General features: G+C 67.8%; 21 protein-coding genes. 13 read left to right on the plus strand and 8 right to left on the minus strand.

Going from position 1 to position 22,713, the window contains the following annotated elements; all coding sequences use genetic code 11:
• The first annotated feature begins 158 nt into the window (after positions 1 to 158).
• From ACIBH4_RS23835 to ACIBH4_RS23845, 3 genes are read left to right on the plus strand one after another with little or no spacing between them, the layout of a single operon-like run.
• The gene (locus ACIBH4_RS23835) at positions 159 to 308 is read left to right on the plus strand and encodes a hypothetical protein (protein WP_362515119.1); all 150 of its coding nucleotides are present in this window, start codon (positions 159 to 161) and stop codon (positions 306 to 308) included.
• Positions 295 to 666: a MerR family transcriptional regulator gene (locus ACIBH4_RS23840; protein ID WP_362515115.1), complete on the plus strand. Its 372-nt coding sequence runs from the start codon at positions 295 to 297 to the stop codon at positions 664 to 666. Before ACIBH4_RS23835 ends, ACIBH4_RS23840 begins: the two co-directional genes overlap by 14 nt.
• Before the next feature lie 35 nt (positions 667 to 701).
• Positions 702 to 1,730 carry a zinc-binding dehydrogenase gene (locus ACIBH4_RS23845; RefSeq protein WP_362515112.1) on the plus strand — a complete coding sequence of 343 codons (1,029 nt, stop codon included), beginning with the start codon at positions 702 to 704 and terminating at the stop codon, positions 1,728 to 1,730.
• Between the two features lie 114 nt (positions 1,731 to 1,844).
• Here ACIBH4_RS23845 and ACIBH4_RS23850 read toward each other — a convergent pair whose 3' ends face one another.
• On the minus strand, positions 1,845 to 2,360 hold the full coding sequence (locus tag ACIBH4_RS23850) for a hypothetical protein (RefSeq protein WP_362515110.1): 516 nt from the start codon (positions 2,358 to 2,360) through the stop codon (positions 1,845 to 1,847).
• 302 nt (positions 2,361 to 2,662) lie between these two features.
• On the opposite strand from ACIBH4_RS23850, the gene ACIBH4_RS23855 reads away from it, so the two are divergent.
• Positions 2,663 to 3,793 carry a LuxR C-terminal-related transcriptional regulator gene (locus tag ACIBH4_RS23855; RefSeq protein WP_362515107.1) on the plus strand — a complete coding sequence of 377 codons (1,131 nt, stop codon included), beginning with the start codon at positions 2,663 to 2,665 and terminating at the stop codon, positions 3,791 to 3,793.
• A 34-nt stretch (positions 3,794 to 3,827) separates the two neighbouring features.
• On the opposite strand, the gene ACIBH4_RS23860 is transcribed toward ACIBH4_RS23855, so the two are convergent.
• Positions 3,828 to 4,307 (minus strand): MerR family transcriptional regulator, encoded by a 480-nt coding sequence (locus ACIBH4_RS23860; protein WP_362764858.1) that lies wholly within the window; start codon positions 4,305 to 4,307, stop codon positions 3,828 to 3,830.
• Here ACIBH4_RS23860 and ACIBH4_RS23865 point away from each other — a divergent pair.
• The 5 genes from ACIBH4_RS23865 (at position 4,300) to ACIBH4_RS23885 (ending at position 8,597) form a co-directional block, all read left to right on the plus strand.
• Positions 4,300 to 4,986, plus strand: a complete 687-nt coding sequence (locus ACIBH4_RS23865) for a methyltransferase domain-containing protein (protein WP_362764861.1) — start codon at positions 4,300 to 4,302, stop codon at positions 4,984 to 4,986. The genes ACIBH4_RS23860 and ACIBH4_RS23865 overlap by 8 nt on opposite strands.
• A 166-nt stretch (positions 4,987 to 5,152) precedes the next feature.
• Entirely contained in the window at positions 5,153 to 5,794 is a 642-nt protein-coding gene (locus ACIBH4_RS23870; protein ID WP_399172891.1) for a DNA alkylation repair protein, read from the plus strand.
• A gap of 159 nt (positions 5,795 to 5,953) precedes the next feature.
• Entirely contained in the window at positions 5,954 to 6,787 is an 834-nt protein-coding gene (locus ACIBH4_RS23875) for a CPBP family intramembrane glutamic endopeptidase (protein ID WP_362515094.1), read from the plus strand.
• Complete coding sequence (locus ACIBH4_RS23880) at positions 6,784 to 7,941, plus strand: histidine kinase (RefSeq protein WP_362764864.1); 1,158 nt, start codon at positions 6,784 to 6,786, stop codon at positions 7,939 to 7,941. The genes ACIBH4_RS23875 and ACIBH4_RS23880 overlap by 4 nt, the downstream gene beginning before the upstream one ends.
• Complete coding sequence (locus ACIBH4_RS23885) at positions 7,938 to 8,597, plus strand: response regulator transcription factor (RefSeq protein WP_362515088.1); 660 nt, start codon at positions 7,938 to 7,940, stop codon at positions 8,595 to 8,597. The genes ACIBH4_RS23880 and ACIBH4_RS23885 overlap by 4 nt, the downstream gene beginning before the upstream one ends.
• Before the next feature lie 150 nt (positions 8,598 to 8,747).
• On the opposite strand, the gene ACIBH4_RS23890 is transcribed toward ACIBH4_RS23885, so the two are convergent.
• Complete coding sequence (locus ACIBH4_RS23890; RefSeq protein ID WP_399172834.1) at positions 8,748 to 13,712, minus strand: VWD domain-containing protein; 4,965 nt, start codon at positions 13,710 to 13,712, stop codon at positions 8,748 to 8,750.
• Between the two features lie 335 nt (positions 13,713 to 14,047).
• On the opposite strand from ACIBH4_RS23890, the gene ACIBH4_RS23895 reads away from it, so the two are divergent.
• Positions 14,048 to 14,968, plus strand: coding sequence for a hypothetical protein (locus tag ACIBH4_RS23895; protein WP_362764873.1), 921 nt, complete (start codon positions 14,048 to 14,050; stop codon positions 14,966 to 14,968).
• 66 nt (positions 14,969 to 15,034) lie between these two features.
• On the opposite strand, the gene ACIBH4_RS23900 is transcribed toward ACIBH4_RS23895, so the two are convergent.
• The 5 genes from ACIBH4_RS23900 to ACIBH4_RS23920 all read right to left on the minus strand — a co-directional run bounded on the left by ACIBH4_RS23900 (position 15,035) and on the right by ACIBH4_RS23920 (position 20,690).
• A complete protein-coding gene (locus ACIBH4_RS23900; RefSeq protein WP_362764876.1) occupies positions 15,035 to 15,961 on the minus strand; it encodes an NAD-dependent epimerase/dehydratase family protein in 927 nt (308 codons plus the stop codon).
• Between the two features lie 97 nt (positions 15,962 to 16,058).
• A complete protein-coding gene (locus ACIBH4_RS23905) occupies positions 16,059 to 17,129 on the minus strand; it encodes a 2-oxoacid:ferredoxin oxidoreductase subunit beta (protein ID WP_362515076.1) in 1,071 nt (356 codons plus the stop codon).
• Positions 17,122 to 18,975, minus strand: coding sequence for a 2-oxoacid:acceptor oxidoreductase subunit alpha (locus ACIBH4_RS23910; protein ID WP_362764879.1), 1,854 nt, complete (start codon positions 18,973 to 18,975; stop codon positions 17,122 to 17,124). The genes ACIBH4_RS23905 and ACIBH4_RS23910 overlap by 8 nt, the downstream gene beginning before the upstream one ends.
• A 233-nt stretch (positions 18,976 to 19,208) precedes the next feature.
• On the minus strand, positions 19,209 to 19,292 hold the full coding sequence (locus ACIBH4_RS23915; RefSeq protein ID WP_362515489.1) for a putative leader peptide: 84 nt from the start codon (positions 19,290 to 19,292) through the stop codon (positions 19,209 to 19,211).
• Positions 19,293 to 19,361: 69 nt separating this feature from the next.
• Positions 19,362 to 20,690, minus strand: a complete 1,329-nt coding sequence (locus ACIBH4_RS23920; RefSeq protein ID WP_362764882.1) for a polysaccharide deacetylase family protein — start codon at positions 20,688 to 20,690, stop codon at positions 19,362 to 19,364.
• Between the two features lie 307 nt (positions 20,691 to 20,997).
• On the opposite strand from ACIBH4_RS23920, the gene ACIBH4_RS23925 reads away from it, so the two are divergent.
• The 3 genes from ACIBH4_RS23925 to ACIBH4_RS23935 all read left to right on the plus strand — a co-directional run bounded on the left by ACIBH4_RS23925 (position 20,998) and on the right by ACIBH4_RS23935 (position 22,594).
• Complete coding sequence (locus ACIBH4_RS23925; protein WP_362764885.1) at positions 20,998 to 21,369, plus strand: NADH-quinone oxidoreductase subunit A; 372 nt, start codon at positions 20,998 to 21,000, stop codon at positions 21,367 to 21,369.
• Positions 21,370 to 21,438: 69 nt separating this feature from the next.
• Complete coding sequence (locus tag ACIBH4_RS23930) at positions 21,439 to 21,921, plus strand: NADH-quinone oxidoreductase subunit B (protein ID WP_386200574.1); 483 nt, start codon at positions 21,439 to 21,441, stop codon at positions 21,919 to 21,921.
• Entirely contained in the window at positions 21,914 to 22,594 is a 681-nt protein-coding gene (locus tag ACIBH4_RS23935; protein WP_362764961.1) for an NADH-quinone oxidoreductase subunit C, read from the plus strand. Before ACIBH4_RS23930 ends, ACIBH4_RS23935 begins: the two co-directional genes overlap by 8 nt.
• Positions 22,595 to 22,713 lie beyond the last annotated feature (119 nt).

A 22,713-nucleotide genomic window follows, 5' to 3' on the forward strand; every position in this document is an offset into this window, starting at 1 on the left:
TCAAGGTGTTGCGACGGCCGGTTGAATCCACCCTGGAACCCAGGTGCCGATAAAGGGGGCACAGTTCGAACGACGCCGACAGTCGGGTGGGTCTGCGGGATACGGAGGCTCCGGAGCGGGCGCCGTTCGTGGTTAGTGCGAGCGTGCGGGAGGCGTTCGTGGAAGGCACGAAGAAGGGCGAGTTCGACTTCCAGCTGTCGTGGGGCAGCAGGTTCGTGACGCCCGTGGTCGCTCTCGGGTGTGTCGCGGGATGGTCTGGGAAGATCGTGGCGACTTCGTGGGTTGGGATCGAGTATGAGGATCGGTGAGGCGGCCAGTATCAGTGGCGCCAGCGTCAGGTCGCTGCGGTTCTACGAGGACGAAGGTCTCATCGTCCCTGGTCGGCGTGGCAATGGATACCGCGACTACTGCGACTCCACCATCGACCGAGTGATCGTCATTCGCTTGCTGCTGGATTCGGGACTGTCCGTGCGACTGATCAGGGACGTGCTGCCCCACGTCACGGGCGAATCCATGGGGCGCGATCAACTGTGCGAAGAGTTCTTGGTCGAGGTCCGGCGCTATCGCGATCGCCTCAAGACCCGCGTTGCCGCGCTCACCACCCAACTGTCGGCGCTCGACGCGTTCCTGGACGAGAGCTCACGCCGGCCGAAGCGAACGACTTGACCTTGACACCAGCGTGAGGCTCCTACGTTCCGGGGATGGACATCGAGAACGTGACATCCGCCGAAACGATGCGTGCCCTGGTGCAACACTCACGCAGCGGCCCGAAGGACCTGGTCCTGGTGGTTGACCATCCGCGTCCCATCGGTCCGGGGCCGGGTGACTACGTGATCCGGGTGGGTGCGGCGGGGATCAACTTCGCGGACGTGATGCAGACCCACGGGACTTACGGTGGCGGGCCGCGTCCTCCCTATGTGGCCGGGTTCGAAGCAGCCGGTGAGATCGTCGCCGCCGGTGCCGAGATCGATGATCCGCTCCCGGTCGGCACCCATGTCATAGGAGTCGGCCCCGGTGCCTTCGCGCAGTACATGCTGATGCCGGCCACGGGTGTCCTCCCGGTTCCTTCAGGGTGGAGCGACGCCGAAGCCCTGGGCATGGTGCTGAACTGGGCGACGGCCCTGGCGGCGCTGCGGCCGCTGGGCGAGCTCAAGGCCGGTGAGGTGGTGCTCATTCATGCCGCCGCGGGAGGCGTGGGACAGGCCGCCGTCCGCCTCGCCCGTCACTACGGGGCTCACGTCATCGCCACCGCGTCGGCGGCGAAACACGACGACGTCAGGGCGCTCGGAGCCGACGTGGTTCTGGATCCTTCTCGCGGCGATCTGGCCGAGGAGATCCTGCGCCGGACCGCCGGTGTCGACGTGGTACTCGAATCGGTCGGCAAGACCACCTTCGAGGCCGGTTTGTCGGTGACCAAACCTTTCACCGGCCGAGTCGTCGTCTTCGGCGCCGCCTCCGGAGACGCCCGCCTGACGACCCACGACCTGGTCTTCAGGCACCGGGTGCAGGTCAAAGGACTCCACATCGGTGCGTTGGCAGAGGCAGTACCCTCCATCTACCAGGGGTTGCTCGACGAGATCGAGCGGTTGATCGCGCAGGGCGTCTACGTGCCCGGCACCCCTCAGGTGCATCCCCTCGACGAGGGTCCGATGGTCCTTCAAGAGCTTGAGGCAGGCCTGACCCGCGGCAAGCACGCCCTGGACCCGAGGCGCTCAAGGAGCGCAAGGTGACTCACCGCGATGCTCATCTGTCCCCGGAGGGGCGTTGGCGCCTCGTCGAACGCGGCCGGACACGCCCGATCGCGTATGTGGCAACCGAGTCGGGCGTCTCACGCGTGAGAACGCTCAGTCCACCCACTCGTAGCCCGAGTAGAGGGTGCCGCCGAACCAGAGGAAGCGGCCGGCGCTGTCGACGTAGCGGTAGCTCTGCGCTTCGGCCTTCGTCTGGTGCCAGCCGGGACCGCAGGGGGTGTAGGTCAGGCTGATGCTGGGTCCGGTGAGGCCGAACTCGTTTCTGCCCGTCGTGCCCTCCACCCAGTTCGCGGTCGCGCACACCTCCCACGCACCGCGGGACTCGTTCCACTTCTGCACCTCCAGCCGCACCCTGGCCCGCGCGCCCTGCACGGTGGTGCAGTCTCCCGCGAGCGCGTAGGCGCGGGCCCACGCCTGGTTGCCGGAGAACACGCCGGGGATGCGGTGGTCGATGCCCGCGGTGGCCTGGACGCAGAAGGAGGCTCCCCGCTCCACCGTGACCTGGTGCTGTTGGGTGTACGCCTGCGCCGGCTGTGGCATCGCCACGGTCAGCAGCAGTGCGGAGATTGCGGACAGTGGACCAAGAAGCAGGGCGTTCCGTCTCGGCATGGCCTCTCCCATGGGTCGTCCGGTCGGTGGGCACGGATCCGGTGTGACGTCGTCGGCGCGGTGCGACGTGGCCGTGGGGAGCGCCTTTTCGCGGAAGGGCTGTGGTGCTTCCTGGGGGGCGACTCCACGGCTGGATCCGCGGTGGTCTTCGGCCCCGAGACACCCGTCCCGGGCCTGCTGTCAGCTTCCAGACTGCGTTCTGGCCCGTCGGTCGAGGGACCCCGCAAATGTGTGCTGAACGGATTGTGAATACCCCCATTTGGGGTCTTGCGTGACGACATATGGTCATTCATTGTCAAGCAATGGAGTCAGCCCTGCGTCGTGCACCGGCCCGGCACACGTTCGAGCGGATCCTGCGGTTGACGCGGACGGGCATCGCCGACGGCGAGTTCCTGGCCGACCTCTCGCGCCTGCTGCGCGAGATCGTTCCTTTCGACGCCTCGTTCTGGACGGGGGCCGATCCGGTGACGATGCTCGCCACCTCGCCCTCGCGACTGGAGAACCTGGGGTCCGGTGAATACTGCGACCTCTACTGGGAGAACGAGTTCTTCGTCGAGGACGTCAACCACTTTCACACGCTGGCCGGTCTGCCGACGCCGGCCGCGTCCCTGTATCGCGTCACGGGCGGGCGTCCGGCGCGGAGCTCCCGCTATCGCGCTGTGAACCTCGTGCAGGGACTCGGTGACGAGCTGCGGTGCGTGTTCCGGACCGGAGGCGATGTCTGGGGCTACATGTGCCTGTGGCGAGCCGCAGACGCGCAGCCGTTCGACCTCGGGGAGGAACACCTGATCGCGAGCCTCTCCGCTCCGATCGGTGAGGCCTTCCGGCGCTCGGCGCTGTTGCGGCCGAACCCGGTGATCGGTGTGCCCGACGGCCCCGGGCTGCTCATGTTCGACCGGACCGGGGCCCTCGAATCGCTCAACGAGCCTGCGGGGGTATGGCTGCAGCAGCTGCCGTTCACCCGGTTGAGCCATGACGACCCCGAGGTCACCCCCATACCCGCCGAGCTGCGTTCGGTGGTGAACAAGGCCCGCGCCATCGCCGCCGGGCGCGACACGGGTACCGCTCGGGCCCGGCTACAGGTCGGTGGGCGGTGGGTGGTGATCCACGGTTTCGTGTTGCGGGAGGCCGGTAACGAGGGCGGCCGGACGGCTCTGGTGATCGAGTCGGCCAACGCCGCCGAGATGGCGCCCCTGATCGTGAGGGCGTACCAGCTGGGACGAAGGGAACAGCAGGTCATCCACCTGATCGCCGCGGGCCTGACCACTTCGGAGATCGCGGTGAGGCTCTGCCTGTCCACCCACACCGTTCGCGGCTACCTCAAGCAGATATTCGAGAAGGTGAAAGTGTCGACCCGGGGTGAACTCACCGCGAAGATCTTCGCCGACCACTACAGGGAGACGATGCACCCGGACTTCGCCCTCGACTTGTGAGGCGTCCGCCGCGGTCGGGAAACCGGGCGGGCCTTCAGGGGGCAGGCGTGTCCGGCCGCGTCCGATCCGCGTTGTGGCGATCCGCGTCCGTCACGGAAGACGGCCGCAGCCGGTCGGTCAGAAGACCCTGAAAATGCGAACATGTCATGAGATCGTCGTGCGGGCATTCCAGACCGCCCTCCAGCATGACGAGCGCGACCTGCGCTCGGGCGATCCGTGTCAGCAACCTCTCGCGGTGGTGGGCCATCACCTCGTGGCGAGCCGGTGCGGACCGGGCGGTCAGCATCGTCCGGATGTCCGCGAGTCCGAAGCCCGCCTCCTTCGAGATCAGGATCGCCGCCACCCGGTGCAGGTCCGCGTCGGTGTAGCGGCGGCGGTCGCCCGCGCGGGCCGGGGTCATCAGCCCTTCCGCCTCCCAGTGGCGCAGCACGTGTGCCGGTAACCCGAACTGAGCCGCCACCTCGCCAATTGACTTCATGTCGACATTAAGTCGCACAATGACGCCCATGTCCATGTTACTTAGTGTTCTTGACGCCTATGACGCCCTACCTAAGGCCCGCGACCTGCGGGAACGCACCTACCAGGCGCTGGGCGACACCGTCCTCGACGTCGGCTGCGGGGGCGGGCGCGCCGTCGGCGAGCTGGCCGCCCGTGGGGTGAGGGCGATCGGCGTCGACCTGGACCCCGCCATGATCGAGGTCGCCACCGAGCGCTGGCCCGCAGGAGAGTTCCATCTCGCCGACGCCACCACACTCCCTCTCGACGACGGCTCGGTCACCGGCTACCGCGCCGACAAGGTCCTGCACACCCTCGCCGAGCCCGAACGAGCCGTCGCCGAGGCTCGCAGGGTCCTGGCGAGAAACGGCCGCGCGGTGCTCGTCGGCCAGGACTGGGACACACTCGTGATCGACTCCGACGATCCCGACCTCATCCGCACGCTCGTCCACGCTCGCGCGGACATCGTGCCGAGCCCTCGGGTCGCCCGCCGATACAGGAACCTCCTGCTGGAGAATGGGTTCGTAGACGTCACCGTCGAGGTCCACACGATCGTGTGGACCGGCACCGAGGGACTGCCGGTACTCGCCCCCCTGGGCGAAGGCGCCTGGCTCGACGACCAGGCCGCGAGGGCACGCGACGACCGGCTGTTCGTCGCCATCCCCTTCTTTCTCGCCTCCGGGACTCGCGCCGACTGAGTGCCGACCGAGTACTGGGTCGGCGGCCCCGGACGGGGAAACCGCCCTCCTCGCCGGTGGCCGCTGCCGGACCGGAATGTACGACAGGGGCAGGCTGCCGCCATAGGCTGATTTTCGCCCGTGACGAAGGGAGCCCGAAGTGGCCGAGACGACGGTGGCCGACGTGATGGCCGAGCTGGCCGAGCTTGAGGACCCGAGGATGCGCGAGGTGAACGAGAAACACGGTGACGATCACGGCGTGAACCTCGGCAGGCTGCGCGCGATCGCGAAGCGGCTGAAGACGCAGCAGGAGCTCGCGTGCCGGCTCTGGGAGACCGATGACACCGCGGCGAGACTGCTCGCACTCCTGATCTGCCGCCCGAAGGCGTTCGGACGTGACGAGCTGGACGCGATGGTGCGCGAGGCGCGCGCACCGAAGGTGCACGACTGGCTGGTGAACTACGTGGTGAAGAAGAGCCCGCACTCCGAGGAACTGCGGCTTGCCTGGTCGGCCGATCCGGACCCGGCGGTCGCGAGTGCGGGGTGGGCGCTCACCGTCGAACGCGTGGCGAAGAAGCCCGAGGTCCTCGACCTCGTAGGGCTGCTCGACGTCATCGAGGCGGAGATGAAAGGCGCCCCGGATCGCCTGCAGTGGTCGATGAACCACTGCCTGGCCCAGATCGGGATCGAGCACGCCGAGCACCGTGCCCGCGCGATCGACATCGGTGAGCGCCTGGAGGTGCTCAAGGACTATCCGACCTCCCCGGGCTGCACGTCTCCGTTCGCACCCGTCTGGATCACCGAGATGGTGCGCCGACAGCCACGCTGAGACGGTGGCTCATCCGGCGAGCCTGCGGTGGTGCGGTTGTCCCCCGTGCGAGCTACCCGCGAGTGTCCACCGCGCGGTGACGATTCCCGGGCGCTGAATCCATAGCGTTCTCGACGTGACCGCGGCGCTCCGGCCGCGGTGTCTCGTGAGGGAGTCGTCATGCGCCTGTTGAAGCAGTTTCTGGCCGTCGCGGTGGTTGCCTTCGTCGGCAAGGCGGGTGTGGACGCGGTACAGGGGAACGTGTTTCTCACCCTGGTTCTCGGGGTCGCGACAGCCGTTCTCGCGGTGGTCGCGTACGCCTGGGTGGTGCGGTGGTCCGAGCGCAGGGCGCCGGTCGAGGTGGCCACGGCAGGCGCCACCGCCGCCGTCGGCCGGGGGCTGCTGATCGGTGTCGGGATGTTCGCGGCGGTCATCGCGAACATCGCCCTACTGGGCGGCTACCGAATCGACGGCGAGGGCTCGGTGACGGGCGCGGTCGCGCTGTTCGGCTTCATGGCGGCCGTCGCCGTGACGGAGGAGCTGATCTTTCGTGGCGTCCTGTTCCGGATCATCGAGGAACGCGTCGGCACCTGGATCGCGCTGGCGCTGACCAGCGTGCTGTTCGGCCTGGTGCACCTGCCCAACGAGCACGCCGACCTGTGGGGTGCGATCGCCATCGCGATCGAGGCCGGGGGCATGCTCGCCGCCGCCTACGTCGCCACCCGCACCCTGTGGGTGCCGATCGGCCTGCACTTCGGCTGGAATTTCGCGGCGGCCGGCATCTTCGGCACCGAGGTCTCGGGCAACGGCGCGTCGCAAGGGCTGCTGAACGGCGTGACGTCGGGCTCGGCCCTGCTCACCGGCGGTGAGTTCGGGCCGGAGGCGAGCCCGTACGCGGTCCTGTTCGGGGTGCTGCTGACGATCGCCTTCATGTGGCTGGCCCGCCGACGCGGCAACCTGGTCCCCCGTCGCCGCGGTGTGCGGTCCGGCGAGACCGCTACGCTCACCCAGTGATCGATCTGTGGCGGCTCCCGGATCTGTGGCGGCGACTCGACGTCACGGTCCGGGACCTTCCGTTCGCGCTGTTGTTGATCGTCGCGTCACTCCTGCCGGCGCTTCACGACAACGGGACGCAACTCGGCGACCTGCCGGGCCGCCCCTTCGACGCGGCGGCCGTCGCGGTGATCGCCCTGGAGTGCCTCCCGCTCACCGTACGCCGGCGGTGGCCGGTCGTCTGTCTCGTCCTGGTGTCGCTCGGCTTCGCCCTCGACCAGCTCCGCGCGTACCACCTGGTGGCGGGCGTCGCCCTGCCCATCGCGCTCGTGAGCGCGGGCGCCTATCTGGAACGCCACCGGCGCGTCACCGCGCTCCTCCTCTCCGCGGCGTACCTGTCACTCGCGCTCGCGCTCGACCGGCTCGGCTCGACCGAGGGGCCGGAAGGGTACGTGACGTTCTACCTGGCGCTGGTTCTCGCGTGGGGCATCGGGGCCTGGCTGCGCTCCACCTGGGCCGCCGAGGCCGAACGCCGCCGCCACGTCGCCGAGACCACCCGTACGGCCGAACGCACCCGCATCGCCCGCGAACTCCACGACGTCGTGACCCACCACGTGACGGCGATGGTCGTGCAGGCCGAGGCGGCACGCTACCTGACCGCCGCCCCCGATCGCCTTGACGCGGCCCTGAGCGCCGTCACCGACACCGGCCGGCGGGCCATCGCCGATCTGCGGCACCTGCTCGATCTGCTCAACCCCGACCACGACGAGGTCGTCAGGAGGATGCCGTCCATCGGCGAGCTTCACCCGCTCGTGGAGCAGACGCGCCTGGCCGGGCAGCCGGTGGAGTTCACCGAGGAGGGAAGCCCGGCGCGATCGGCGGGCAGTGCCGAGTTCGTCGCCTACAGGGTCGTGCAGGAGTCCCTGACGAACGCCCTCAAATACGCCCACGGCAGCCGCACCGTGGTCCATGTGCGCTTCGGCGAGAAGGAGATCACCGTGCAGGTCGGCACCGACGGGTCCGGGTCGTGGGCCGGCTCGCCCGGCGGGAGCGGGCGGGGCCTCGCCGGGCTCCGCGAGCGGGTCGACGCCCTGGGCGGCGAGTTCGGCGCCGAACGGCGGGCGGACGGCGGTTTCGTCGTGCGGGCACGCATCCCGGTGGGGAGCCCGTCGTGAACGCGCCGATTCGGGTCCTGGTCTGCGACGACCAGGCGCTGATCCGCACCGGGTTCGCGACGATCCTCGACGCGCAGGCCGACCTTGAGGTGGTGGGCGAGTGCGGGGACGGCCGCGCCGCGGTCGACCTCGCCCGACGGCTGGACCCGGACGTCGTGGTGATGGACGTACGCATGCCGGTGCTCGACGGCATCGAGGCGACCCGCCTGCTGGCCGGTGCCGGAGTGGCGCACCCCGTCAAGGTCCTCGTGGTGACGACGTTCAACCTGGACGAGTACGTGTACGAGGCGCTGCGCGCGGGGGCGAGCGGGTTCCTGCTCAAGGACGCCCCGCCGGCGCAGTTGCTGCACGGCATCCGTACCGTCGCGGCGGGTGCCGCGCTGCTGGCGCCCGAGGTGACGCGGCAGCTCGTCGGCAGGTACGCGGCGCGGATTCGTCCCGCGGAAGGCGCGCCGGGCGAGATCGCGCTGACCCCGCGCGAGCTGGAGGTACTGCGCCACATCGCCGAGGGCCTGTCCAACAGCGAGATCGCCGCGACGTTGGTGATCAGCCAGGAGACCGTGAAGACGTACGTGTCGCGCATCCTCACCAAACTCGACCTGCGTGACCGCGTGCAGGCGGTGGTCTACGCCTACCGCACGGGTTTGGTTACCTGAGGCGCGGCGAATGACCATGCCTGGGTGAAGACTGCTCGTCGTCCAGAACATGCCGTGGTGAGCCGGCCGATGAAGATCGAGTCACACCGTTGAGTGACGCCCCGAGGCGCGGGGAGCGAGCGCCTCGCTCCCCGCGCCGTCAATCTGAACTCAGCCGGTGACGGCTCCGGAGATGGTGCCGATCGCCGGGCCGGACGGATCCACGAAGATCGTGTAAGTACCCGTCGTCGGTAGGGCGAGACTTGGGAAACTGACACTGGCAGAGGAGGTGGACTTGCTGGTCAGCGTGGTGCCGTCGGGTTTGCGGACGATGAAGGACGTGCTCCCGTAGGTGTTCCCCGTCAACGTGACCGTGACGGTCTGGCCTGCCGTGCCGGAGAACGCGAAGTTCGCGTTCTGGCCCGGACTCGTGGTGGTGACGGGGCGGCTGCCACCGTTGACCGTCAGGGCGGTGGTGACATCCGCCGGGACCTCGGTGAGCGTCACCGTCAACGCGCCGACGGCGGCCGCCTGTCCGTCCAGGAGGATCGTGTACGTGCCGTCCACGGGGAGAACCGTGGTGTCCCACTGACAGGACGTCCCGCAGCCCTGATCACTCTTCAGCGTCGAGCCGTCGGGTTTTTTGAGCGAGACTTTGGCGTCGTAGAGGTCGCCGAAGGTTCCGCCGGTGAAACGCAGGTAAACCTTCTTGTTCGCGGTGCCCGTGAACTTCCACATACCGTCCTGGCCGGGCGAGACGAGGGTGATGGTGGAAGGGGAACCTCCGATGGTGATGTTGTTGGTGATGTATCCGGTGTCGATTGTTGCGGTGAGTTTTCCGGTGTAGGCGTCTTCGGGGACGAGGGCGACGGTGTAGGTGCCGTTGGTGGGGAGGGTGGCGGGGGTTAGTGAGCAGGAGGTGCCGCAGGCTTTTGGTGGGATGAGTGTTGTTCCGTCGGGGTTTTTGACGGAGATTCTGGCGTTGTAGAGGTCGCCGAAGGTGCCGCCTGTGAATCCGAAGGAGACGTGTTGGCCTTGGGTGCCGGTGAATTTCCATGCGCCGTTTTGGCCGGGTGAGTTGATGGTGATGGTGGTGGCGGGGTCTCCGATGGTGATGTTGTTGGTGATGTATCCGGTGTCGATTGTTGCGGTGAGTTTTCCGGTGTAGGCGTCTTCGGGGACGAGGGCGACGGTGTAGGTGCCGTTGGTGGGGAGGGTGGCGGGGGTTAGTGAGCAGGAGGTGCCGCAGGCTTTTGGTGGGATGAGTGTTGTTCCGTCGGGGTTTTTGACGGAGATTCTGGCGTTGTAGAGGCTGCCGAAGGTGCCGTTGGTGAATCCGAAGGAGACGTGTTGGCCTTGGGTGCCGGTGAATTTCCATGCGCCGTTTTGGCCGGGTGAGTTGATGGTGATGGTGGTGGCGGGGTCTCCGATGGTGATGTTGTTGGTGATGTATCCGGTGTCGATTGTTGCGGTGAGTTTTCCGGTGTAGGCGCTTTCGGGGACGAGGGCGACGGTGTAGGTGCCGTCGGTGGGGAGGGTGGCGGGGGGTAGTGAGCAGGAGGTGCCGCAGAAGGTGGGGTTGATGATTGTTGTTCCGTCGGGTTTTTTGACGGAGACTCTGGCGTTGTAGAGGCTGCCGAAGGTGCCGTTGGTGAATCCGAAGGAGACGTGTTGGCCTTGGGTGCCGGTGAATTTCCAGGCGCCGTTCTGGCCGGGTGAGGTGAGAGTGATCGTGGACTCCGGATCGCCCACCGTCACGTTCTTCGTCACGTCGCCGACATCCAGTTTCGCCGACAGGGAGCCGATCTTGCTCCCCTCCGGATTCAGCACGATCGTGTAGGTGCCGTCAGCCGGAAGGATCGCCGGAGTCAGCGAGCACGAGGTGCCGCAGTACGCCGTGTTGACGAGGGTCGCCCCGTCGGGCTTCATGACCGAGACCCTGGCGTCGTACAGGCTGCCGAAGGTGCCGCCGGTGAATCCGAACGAGACGCTCTGACCGGCCAGACCCGCGAAGGTCCATACCCCGTTCTGGCCCGGAACCGTTATCGCCAGCGGGACGGCGGGACCACCGACCGTCACTGCGGCGGAGGCGTCGGAGGGAATCTCCAGGACGCCGGCCGACAGTGAGCCGGTCAGGCCACCGGCAGGGTCGAAGACGATCGTGTACGTACCGCTGGCCGGGAGTTCCGTCACGTCGATGAAGCAGGAATCGTCGCAGTAGGTCGAATTGACGAGGTTCTTCCCGTCCGGTTTCCTCACCGAGACCTGGGCTTCGAGGATGCCGTCGAGGGTGCCTGCCGTGAACTTGAAAGACATGCGCTGTCCGGCGGTTCCGGCGAAGGTCCAGTGGCCGTTCTGCCCGGCGTCGACGGTGGTGAGCGGAACCGCGGTGCCGTTGGTCGGCACCTGCAGCGACACGTCGGCCGCGACCGTGGTGATCTTCGCGGTGAGCTTTCCGACGTAGGACCCGGTGGGGTTCAGGGCGACCGTGTACGTCCCGCTCACCGGCAGGGTGATCGTGTCGATGAAGCACTCGGTACCGCAGAACATCGAGCTCTTCAGCGTGGATCCGTCCGGCTTCTTGAGAGTGGTGTCCGCGTTGAAGCTGCCGAAGGTTCCGTCGGTGAAGGAGAGGAAGACGCGCTGTCCGGCCGTTCCGGTGAAGGTCCAGGCGCCGTTCTGTCCCGGTGCCGTCAGGTTGAGGTCGACCGGCGGGCCTCCGATGGTGATCGGAACGGACGGGTCGGCCGGGATGGCGGTGACGCCCACGGCGTAGGTGCCGCTCTCGTCACCTTGTGCCTGGATGTTCAACCGGTAGGTGCCGGCGGGCAGGTTGCGGACCTCCTTGTCGGAACAGTAGCCGTACGTGACCGCTGTGCCGCTCTGGTCGAGCAGTGTCCATTTGAAATCGCGGCATTCCCTGACGTCGATGTAGATCGCGCCGGGTTGGTCGAGGGTGAACCGGTACTGATCCGCCGACACGACCGTCTCCAGGTTGCCCGCGCCCGCCGCGGGCACACCGTTGGAGACGGAGAACGGCACGGAGGTCTGGAACTCCTGAGGGGGCACCACCGGCATGGTCAACCGCACGTTGTCGATGCCGAACCCCTGGTTCGAGAGCCCCGCGACGCCGGTGGCGTCGACGGTGAACTCGGCCTGGCTTTCCTTGTGGTCGAAGGGGACGTTCAGCCGGTACTTGGCGAAGGGTAGGCCGCCGGCGAGTGTTCCGGTGGCCGTCGGAGTGAGCTGACCGGGAGTGAACGTGACCGGATTCTTCCGGTCTGTGCTGACGCTCACCGTCTCGATGTCGCTGTCGGAAGCCCAGTCGCCGACGGTGAGAAGGTCGAGTTCCAGGGTTCCGTTGATATGTGAGGGAAGTTGCTGGACGTAGAAGCGGTAGGACTCGGTGCCGCCGAACGGGCCGGCGAAGACGCTTGTCGCCGGGTCCTGCGACACCCTGGCAGGCCGAAGGTTCTTGGCCATGGTGCTCGACTGGAAGTCGACGGACAGGCCACCCTGGGCGTCGAGGGTCGCGGTGAGCGGGTCAACGACGGTGGTCACCTGTTCGGCGGCCATGTCGGCGAAGCTGGCGTCCGAGGTCAGCGCGATGTCGAGGACGCAGGCGTCGAACACCGGGCCGGGAGGAACATCCTTCCCCTGGCAGTAGGTGCTCGCCGCGGAGATCTGTTCCGGTGTCAGATCATGGATGGTGACGATCTCGGAGGGGAAGGTCAGGTCGGTGTAGGTCGCGGTGCTCTTTCCCTGCGCGTAGGTGAACAGGGATTCCTCGTTGGTGATCCGCCAGGAGTCGGCGTACTGACCGTGGATGACCGTCGCGGAGGCGGTCGCCGGTAGCTGGGTGCCGTCGCGGAGTTTCAGGTCGTTTTTGGGGTCGCCGTCGGCGTTGCCCAGCAGTCCGACGAGGTCGGTGGGAGGCTCGTGTCCGAAGGCCAGCCCGGCGTGACAGCAACTGCCGTCCCACTTGAACACGCCCCCGTCCATGCCGCCCCAGAAGACCATGTAGCTGTTCCCGTCGCGCAGGACGCCCGTGGTCTCGCCGAACTGCACCGCGTGGCCGCTCGCGAGCGTGCGCGGCTCGCCGTCGATGACAAGGTTGTCGCCGATCTCGACGACGTGGTCGTCGACCGCCACGGCCACCCGGTCGATGACCGACACGTTCTCACGCCGCTCGGTGAATCGGGCGTGGATCCTGAGATCGTGGCTGTCGGACTCTGCCAGGACGAACTCACCGACGGACTGCATGTCGTACGCCAGCCGGTCCATGGTGATCAGGTGCGGCTCGCCCCAGACCTTGGAGAATCTCAGGCCGCGGAGCCACTCCATGAAGTCGGTGTAGGTTCCCCAGATCATTTGCGCCTGGAGAATGGCCAGTGCGAACGCGGTCTGGGTGACGATGGTGATGATGCTGACGTCGTTGTCGGGCAGCGGGATCGGGTTCGGGACGGGCACCGGCCAGGGCTGCGGGACCGGGACGGGAAGCGGGTCGGGAACCGGGATGGGTAGAGGGTCGGGCAGTGGGTCGACCGGCTGGCCGGGCACCCTCTTCTTGCAGTTCTTCACTTCTTTCGCCAGCGTGATGAGCAGGAGGCCATCGCGTGGAGAGGTGACCGTGTACGCCTGGATCCGGTAGCCGTACTCGGTCCGGCTACATCCGAAGTTCACCCAGAACTGGTCGACGTAGTCGCGGAGGACGTTGCCGAGGCCGACGTTGGTCATGCCGCGGCTGGTCATCTCCCTGATCTGCTTCTTGACCTGGGTGTTCCAGTCGTTGGGCTTGTAGTTGGTCGCCACCTTCGCCTCGATGACCTGGACGAAAGGCTGCTGCTGGGGGGTGAGGGTGTGCTTGTAGTAGATGATGTCCGGCCTGGACTGCCCGAACGTCGTCTCCCACTGAAGGTCGGGGTGGATCCCCTCCCCCGAACCACCGGTGATCTTGGTGTTGAGGTAGGAGATGGCTCGCGCCTGACCGATGTACTCGATGCCGGAATTCGTTTCCGGGCCGTTCTGGCCGCACTGGTTCTTCGAGTACATCTCCACCGGGCCGTTGAGCCTGCCGAGTAGACAGCCTGGACCCTTTGAAATTCGGGCCCTGGTGTTCGCGACCACTCCGTTCACGCAGCGTCTTTCACCCTGGGTATTCGGTACACTCCAATTCGTGTCGTTCGTGCACGCCGCCCCCGCGGCGTTTGCGGACTGTGCTTCCCTGAAAGGCCCCACGGGCACAAGCAGCCCGGCGACCAGCGATAACGCAACGACAATGACTTGTAAACCCTTGTGTCGCATGAGCTCCCCGTATGCGAGATGTGCGCAAGATGATCAGGCGCGATGTGATGTTAAGCTAAAAATGTCGTAAAGAAACAAAAAGTGTGATCCATATCACATTGGATGCATTTCAAATTGGCGCACGAAGTTTGCGTGCAAAGAGTTTTCCGGCTACAACGGAGAGTGATTTGGCGCGTTATCCTGGGGAATTCGCTCTCGATTCGCTGCCCGAGCGGCTTGTTCGCAGGGCGGCACTGCTCATCGAGACGGAGGGCGACCGGTCCGTCGTGCTCGACGCGGACCGGAACGAGTTCGCCCGCCTGCCGGAGTCGGCGGACGGAACGGTCATCGGTTCCCTGTCGCACGACGGCACTCATCTGATACTGGTGGCGCGCTCCGGCAGCGGCGTGGGGGTGCGGGCTCTCGGCGGCGGCGAACCGCGATGGTTCGACGGCCCCGACCCCGAGTACGAGCACGACCGGCACGCGACGTCATCACCCGACGGCACGACCATCGCGGTTCTCAGCGGCGACGACGGAGACGAGCCGGGCACAGCGGTGGTGAGCCTGCTCGACCCCGCCTCCGGAGCGCGCCGCCGCCTCTGGTCGGCGGTCGGGGCGGCGAGCTGGGAGTGCGGGCTGTGCTGGTCACCGGACGGGCGGCTGCTCGCCGTGACCTACATGATCTGGGACGACGAACGCGACGACGACGCACTGTCGACCGTGGTCCTCGACCCCGCCACCGGACAGGTCCTGGCGTCCTACCCGATCGCCACGATCGCCTCCGCCACCTACGCCACCTGGGCGAATGACCACACACTCCTTTACCGGCACGAATACGACGACGTGAACCGCCGTTTCGTGGCGGACCCGCGCACCGGGACGGTGTGGACCACGCCTGAGCTCGCCGGCAGGCTCTGGGGGGTCGTCGGCGAACGTCATCTTCATGAGGTCGCCGCCTACGAGGAGCCGACCGCGTCGCGCAGCGCGTTCTACACCACGAACCTCGACGGGACGGCCCGGCGTTCGTTCTTCGGTTACCACCCCAGGACGAACGCAGGCCGGGTTCACCTCGCTCCCGGGGCATTTCTCGACCTCACGACCCTCTGAGCTCGGCCGGTGTCAACGTGGGGCCGTCGACGGGAAGGTGCGGGGCGGTCTGGATGAGGGGTGCGCTCAGCGGCCTTCGCGGGCGAACCAGTCGACGGTCCTGCGCAGCCCCTCCTCCAGGCCGACGGCGGGGTGCCAGCCGAGGATCTCGGCGGCGGGGGCCGGGTCGGCGATCCTGGCGCTGTCCAGCGCCCTGTCGGTGAGCACGCCGTAGCGGGGCCGGGTCCGGCCGCCGACGATCTCGGAGAGGAGTTCCACGGTGTCGCGGATGGAGGTGCCCGTCCCGGTGCCGATGTCGAAGGCGCGGCCCGCCGCCTCCGGGGTCTCGCCCGCGGCGAGGAAGGCGTCGATCACGTCGTCGACGTACACCCAGTCGAGGTGGCGCGTGCCGCTGCCGAGCTCGGGTTCTCGCCCGCGCAGCAGCGCGAGCGCCACGTAGGGGACCAGCTTGTGGGTGTCCTGGCGGCCGGGACCGTAGACCATGCCGATCCGCAGGTTGCTCACCTGTACGCCCCACAGGTGGTGGAACATCCGCGCGTAGCCGTCGGCGGCCCACTTGGACACCGCGTACGGCGAGGACGGCGCCTTGTCGCCCTCCTCCGGCCGGAGCTCCTCCAGAGAGCCCGCGAGCACCACCCTGGTCTCGGGGACGTCGGCGACCGCCGTCAGCAGGTTGACCACGCCGGTGAGGTTGCTGTGCAGCATCGGCAGCACGAGCTTCGGATCCCTCGCCCCGGCGACCTCGCTGGCGAGGTGGAACACGACGGCGGGGCGGGTCGATTCGACGAGCCACTCGACCGCGCCCGCGTCGGCGACGTCCGCGACGTGCCACGTCTCGCCGTACGCGCTCTCTCTGAGGCGGCGGCCGACCGCGTGCACCCGCGCGCCGAGCGCGCACAGGCGTCGCACCAGATGTGCCCCGATGAAGCCACCGGCACCCGTCACCAGTACGGGCCTCGCCCGCCAGTACTCTTCCGCTACCGGGTCGGCCATACGCTTTCTCCTGGTTCGGGGGATTTGTAGCAGGTAAGCGGTAAGGCCCGCTCCGAAGAGCGGGCCTTACCGGGTGATGCCGTGTGTTCGCTTCGGATCAGCTGATGCGCCAGGTGTCCCCGCCGAGCAGCAGGTCGTTGAGGTCACCGGGACCCCGCTCGCCGACGGCCTCCTGGAGCTGCTCGGCCATGAGCTCGTCGTAGGAGGGGCGGTCGACGCTGCGGAAGACGCCGATCGGGACGTGCTCGAAGGCGGGCTCGTCCAGCCGGGAGAGCGCGAAGGCGAGCGAGGGGTCGGCGCGGTGGACGTCGTGCACGAGGATCTCCTCCTCGCTCACCGACGACCTCGGGACGACCTCGATGCCGCCGTCGGCCGCCCTGCGCACCGCCTTGGAGGCCGAGGCGATGGGCTGCCCGTGCTCCAGGCGCAGCGTGATGTCGTCGCGCTGCTCCGGGTCCTTCAGCTGCTCGAAGGCGTTGTCGTTGAAGATGTTGCAGTTCTGGTAGATCTCGACGAGCGAGGTGCCCCGGTGCTCGGCGGCCTCGCGCAGCACCGACTGGAGGTGCTTGCGGTCGGAGTCGATCGTCCTGGCCACGAAGGAGGCCTCGGCGCCGATGGCGAGCGAGATCGGGTTGAACGGCTTGTCCAGCGAACCCATCGGGGTCGACTTCGTGATCTTGCCGATCTCGGAGGTCGGGGAGTACTGACCCTTGGTCAGACCGTAGATCCTGTTGTTGAACAGCAGGATGTTCAGGTTGACGTTGCGGCGCAGCGCGTGGATGAGGTGGTTGCCGCCGATGGACAGCGCGTCGCCGTCACCGGTGATCACCCACACCGACAGGTCGGGACGCGAGGCGGCCAGACCGGTCGCGATCGCCGGGGCGCGGCCGTGGATCGAGTGGAACCCGTAGGTGTCCATGTAGTAGGGGAACCGGGAGGAGCACCCGATGCCCGAGACGAACACCATGTTCTCGCGCTTGAGGCCGAGCTCGGGCACGAACGACTGGACCGCGGCGAGGATGGCGTAGTCACCGCATCCGGGGCACCAGCGGACCTCCTGGTCGGTCTTGAAGTCCTTCATGCCGAGTTTCACCTCGGACTTCGGGACGAGCGAGAGCGCACCGCCCCTCGAAGGGGTGGAGATCTCGGGCAACTCAGCACTACTCACTGTCGATCACGTCCTGGATCACGCCGGCGAGTTCCTCTGCCTTGAACGGAAGCCCGCGCACTCGGTTGTAGCTGATGATGTCGACCAGGAAGCGGGCGCGGAGCAGCAGCGCGAGCTGGCCGAGGTTGATCTCCGGCAGGAGGACCTTGTCGTACGCGCGCAGGACCTCGCCGGTGTTGGCGGGCAGCGGGTTGAGGTGCCGCAGGTGGGCCTGGGCGACCTTGCCCCCGCCCCTCCTGATGCGCCGCACGGCCGCGGCGATCGGCCCGTACGTCGACCCCCAGCCGAGCACCAGCACGCGTGCGTCGCCTTCGGGGTCGTCCACGGTGAGCGGCGGGATGTCGTTCGCGATCCCGTCGATCTTCGCCTGGCGGACCCGGACCATCCGGTCGTGGTTGTCGGGGTCGTAGGAGATGTTGCCGGTGTTCTCGGCCTTCTCGATGCCGCCGATCCGGTGCTCAAGGCCCGCGGTGCCGGGGATCGCCCAGGGGCGGGCGAGGGTCTCGGCGTCGCGCTTGAACGGCAGGAAGGTGACGCCGTCCTCGGCGTTCGGCCCCGTGGCGAACTCGGTGGAGATGTCGGGAAGGTCGGCGGCGTCGGGCAGCTTCCACGGCTCGGAGCCGTTGGCGAGATAGCCGTCGGAGAGCAGCATGACCGGGGTGCGGTACTTCACCGCGATCCGCACCGCCTCCACCGCCGCGTCGAAGCAGTCGGAGGGGGTCGAGGGTGCCACGATCGGCAGCGGCGACTCGCCGTTGCGGCCGTACATCGCCATCAGCAGGTCGGTCTGCTCGGTCTTGGTGGGCATGCCGGTGCTGGGACCCGCGCGCTGCACGTCGACCACGATGAGCGGCAGCTCGGTGGTCACCGCGAGGCCGACGGTCTCGGCCTTCAGCGCCACACCCGGCCCCGAGGTCGTCGTGACGCCGAGCGCCCCGCCGAAGGCGGCGCCGAGCGCCGCGCCGACGCCCGCGATCTCGTCCTCGGCCTGGAAGGTGCGGATGCCGAACCGCTTGTGCTTGGACAGCTCGTGCAGGATGTCGCTGGCCGGGGTGATCGGGTACGAGCCGAGGAACAGCGGCAGCCTCGACTGCACCGAGCCGGCGATCAGGCCGTAGGCGAGCGCCTGGTTGCCGGAGATGTTGCGGTATACGCCGGGGGCGAGCTTGGCCGGCTTCACCTCGTACGAGACCGAGAAGGACTCGGTGGTCTCACCGTAGTTCCAGCCCGCCTGGAAGGCGGCGATGTTCGCCTTGGCGATGTCGGGCTTCTTGGCGAACTTGGTCTCGAGGAACCGGATCGTCGCCTCGGTGGGCCGGTGGTAGAGCCAGCTCAGGAGCCCGAGGGCGAACATGTTCTTCGACCGCTCGGCGTCCTTCTTGGACAGCGCGAAGCCTTCGAGCGCCTTGACCGTGAGCGAGGTCAGCGGCACCGAGTGGACCCGCCACTCGGAGAGCGAGTCGTCCTCGAGGGGACTGGCCGCGTAGCCCACCTTCTGCAGGTTGCGCTTGGTGAACTCGTCGGTGTTGGCGATGATGTCGGCGCCGCGCGGCAGGTCGGAGAGGTTGGCCTTCAGCGCGGCGGGGTTCATCGCGACCAGGACGTTGGGGGCGTCGCCCGGCGTGAGGATGTCGTGGTCGGCGAAGTGGAGCTGGAAGCTCGACACACCCGGCAGGGTGCCCGCGGGGGCGCGGATCTCGGCGGGGAAGTTGGGCAGCGTCGACAGGTCGTTGCCGAACTCCGCGGTCCCGGCGGTGAAGCGGTCACCGGTCAGCTGCATGCCGTCGCCGGAGTCGCCCGCGAACCGGATGATCACGCGGTCGAGTTGCTGAACCTGCTTGGTCACAGCTCAGTCCTCCTCGACGCGACGGGGCGCCGTTGCTCGTGGCACATTCTTTTTTCCATGCTAGATCCTCGGGGTCACGCGTAGTCTTTTCGCGTTCCACTCGGCGGAGGAAAGTGACCTTTGTCCCATATCCTTAGTGCCGCTGAGTCGAATCTGAGTCGAAGCCTGGGCACGGACGTCGGTGTCGCGGCCGTCGTACGGTCTGCGTCGTACGGTCTACGGAGAAATCGCGATCACGGACGGCGGGCCTGACACAGCCCGGCCGCGAGCCGACACAGGTCAACGTGCAGGCGGCCGAAGAGGACAGTTGGGATCACGATGCCCAACTATATGTCCCGTCGCGTAGACGCTCTCATCGCCTCCGGCTATGGCCCCATAGCCACAGGTTATGGCATGGATTGCTTTTTCAGCACGTCCGACACGGTCCCGGAGTCGTAGGTGCGGCCCGGTTCCATCGCGTGTGGGCCATACAGTTCCGGGACGGTGACAAAGGTATAACCCTTGGCGGCGATCTCACGCAGGATCTCTGGGGTGGCGTCCACGGTCGCGTCGTGAACATCGTGCATGAGGACGATCGATCCCGGCTTGATCCGGGCGACGGTCCGACGGGCGATCGCCCGGGGGTCGGGGTCGCGCAGGTCCTCGGCGTCCACGCTCCAGCGCACCACGGACATGCCCAACCGGCGCGCGGTGGAGGTCACCCGCGCGTCGGTCGTGTCGTACGGCGAGCGCATCAGCGTGGGGACCTGGCCGATCGCCTGGGTGATCACGTACTGCGCGCGGGTGAGCTGGTCGGAGAGCAGGGCGGGGGGAAGCACGCTGAGGTCGCGGTGGGACCAGCTGTGGTTGGCCACCAGATGACCCTCGTCGCGCATCCGCCTGAGCAGCTCGGGACGCGCGGAGGCGTTGGAACCGAGGGCGAAGAAGGTCGCCCGCGCCCCGTGGGCGCCGAGGATGTTGAGCAGCCGCCCGGTCTCGGGACCCGGCCCGTCCTCGTAGGTCAGCGCCACGCACCTGACCCGCGCGCAGTCCACCTCGCCCGCCTTGGAACTGTGCGCGGCGGGCCTGTCCCCGCGTGCCGCGAGCAGGTCCTCCTGTGAGGTGAGGGTCGCGGTTCCCACGGCCGCGTCCCGCGCCCGCAGCCCGGTCGCCGACAGCAGCGGCGCCGCGGTCGCGGACGGTACGGCGACCGCCACCCGGCCGGTGAGGCCGAGGCTCACCTGCTCGTCGTCGAACTCCACGACGAGATCGCCGCGCGGGTTGAAACCGATGGAGTCGAACATCGCGGGGGTCGGCTTGAGCGCGTTGGGATTCACCAGCGGACCCCGCAGCGCCAGCTCCTTCCTGACGAGTCCGGCCAGCGTGGCCAGCGCCGCGCCGTCCCTGAGCAGGTCGGGGGAGTCCAGGGCGCGCCTGCTCATCCGGTCGTACCAGACGGTGGTCCTGGACTCCCTCCAGCCGGAGCCCACGGACTGGCCGATGCGCAACCGTACCCCCAGGACCTCGGGGGACGCGGCGGCGAGCTGCCAGTCCACGTTGAACTCGGGCCTGGGCAGGGCGCCCCGGGAGACCTTGCGCCGGGTGAACCGGTCGAGGCTCTCGGCCACCGTCTCGCGGAGCTTCTCGGTGAGGAGAGGGGCATGGGAGATGGCGGGGTAGGTGGCGTGCACGCGCCGGCCCTTGCTCCCCTCCGTGTTCAGGCTTCTCGTGCTCATGCCCTGGACCATGGAGGGGTCCACGTAATTGATCAGTGTCGGTTCTGAGGGGACGGGGGATTTCGCAGGGGGAGAAGCGGTGGCCACGCCGCAACCGGCCAGCATCGCGGCCATCCAAGCGATTCCTCCTATGAATCGCACTTTAGGCATGGAGTGACGGTATAGGGCGTAATGGGGTGTTTGCTGTTACTTGATGTGAAGTGGACAGAGGCTTTAGCCGTTGCGCGGCCGGTGGTTTCGCCGCGTGACGGGGAGGGCGAATACTGCTATAGGTAGGGCGAGGACGGTGGTCCCGGGAGGAGAGGCCATGAGCGGATATTTCGGCTCATATGTGGTTGTCTTCGCCCTGTTCGCGATCGGCCTGCTGATCGTCGCCGGGGCACTGCTCGTCAACCGGGGACTCCGGCCCAACCGCCCCACCCCGGAGAAACTGCTCACCTACGAGTGCGGCGTCGACCCGGTCGGCGACGGCTGGGCGCAGTCCCAGATCCGCTACTACGTGTTCACCTACCTGTACGTGGTCTTCGCGGTGGACGCGGTCTTCCTGTTTCCGTGGGCGACGATCTTCGCCGAGCCGGGCTTCGGGATGACGACCCTGGCCGAGATGTTCGTCTTCCTCGGCTTCATCGCGCTCGGCATCCTTTACGCCTGGCGCAAGCGCGTGCTCACCTGGACCTGAGGACCCGTGAGACCGGGCGAGCGCGAGCGCCGACTCTGAAGGAGAATGCGTGCCATGGCGGATCTCCCGATGCCCACCGTGGGGCCAGTCTCGCGTCTGGCCCCCAAGCCCATGCGCTTCATCCTCAACTGGGGGCGCCGTTACTCACTGTGGGCGTTCAACTTCGGTCTCGCCTGCTGCGCGATCGAGTTCATCGCGACCTCGATGAGCAGGCACGACTTCATCAGGTTCGGGGTCATTCCGTTCGCGAACGGCCCCCGGCAGGCGGATTTGATGATCGTCTCGGGCACGGTGACCGACAAGATGGCCCCCGCGGTCAAGCGGCTCTACGAGCAGATGCCCGACCCGAAGTACGTGATCTCCTTCGGAGCCTGTTCCAACTCCGGCGGCCCGTACTGGGACTCCTACTGCGTGACCAAGGGCGTCGACCAGATCATCCCGGTCGACGTCTACGTCCCCGGCTGCCCTCCCCGGCCCGAGGCGCTGCTCCACGGCATCATGATGCTCCAGGAGAAGATCGCCGCGGAGAACCTGAGTGATCGCTATGCCTGACCTCCCCGAGTCCCCGAACCCCTCCACCCCCGGCTCCGAGCCCGCTTCCGTGTCCGGCTCCTCACCCGTCTCCGGGCCCGGCTCCAAACCCGGTCCCGGTCCCGCGCCCGGTTCCGCGTCCGGTCCCTTGCCCGGTTCCGCGCCCGGTTTCGCGTACGGCGAGGGCACCCGGGTGTCGGAGTCCTTCGGCCAGATCACCGTCGACGTGGATCCCGACGGCTGGCTCGGCCTGCTGGAGTCCGCGAGGGCCGGGGGCTACGAGTTCTTCGACTGGCTCACCGCGGTGGACGAGCCGCCGGAGGCCTTCGCGGTCGTCGCCCACCTCTTCGCCCCCGTCTCGCACGCCCACCTGCTGCTGCGCACCCGGGTGTCACGCGCCGACCCCCGGCTGCCCAGCGCGGTCGGCGTCTTCCGCGGAGCCGACTGGCACGAGCGCGAGACCTTCGAGATGTTCGGTGTCGTCTTCGAGGGCCACCCGAACCTGGTGCCGCTGCTGCTCCCCGAGGGCTTCGAGGGCTTCCCGCTGCGCAAGGACTTCGTACTGGCCGCCCGGGTCGCCAAGGCGTGGCCGGGTGCCAAGGAGCCGGGAGAGTCCGGCCACGGCTCGCCGAGCCGTCGCAAGACGCTCCCGCCGGGGGTGCCCGCCGACTGGGGGCGCGAGCGTGACGACTGAGACCCTCCGAAGGCCGTCTCGTGCCCGCGAGGCCTCATGCATGCCGCGCGACGGGTCGGTCTGGCCGCGGTCGTGCGACGACCTCGCCCGGCCGTCTCGCGCTCACACGGCTCGCGGGG

It is taken from the genome of Streptosporangium sp. NPDC050284 (assembly GCF_044459525.1).
In the GTDB taxonomy this organism is placed as follows: Bacteria; Actinomycetota; Actinomycetes; order Streptosporangiales; family Streptosporangiaceae; genus Streptosporangium.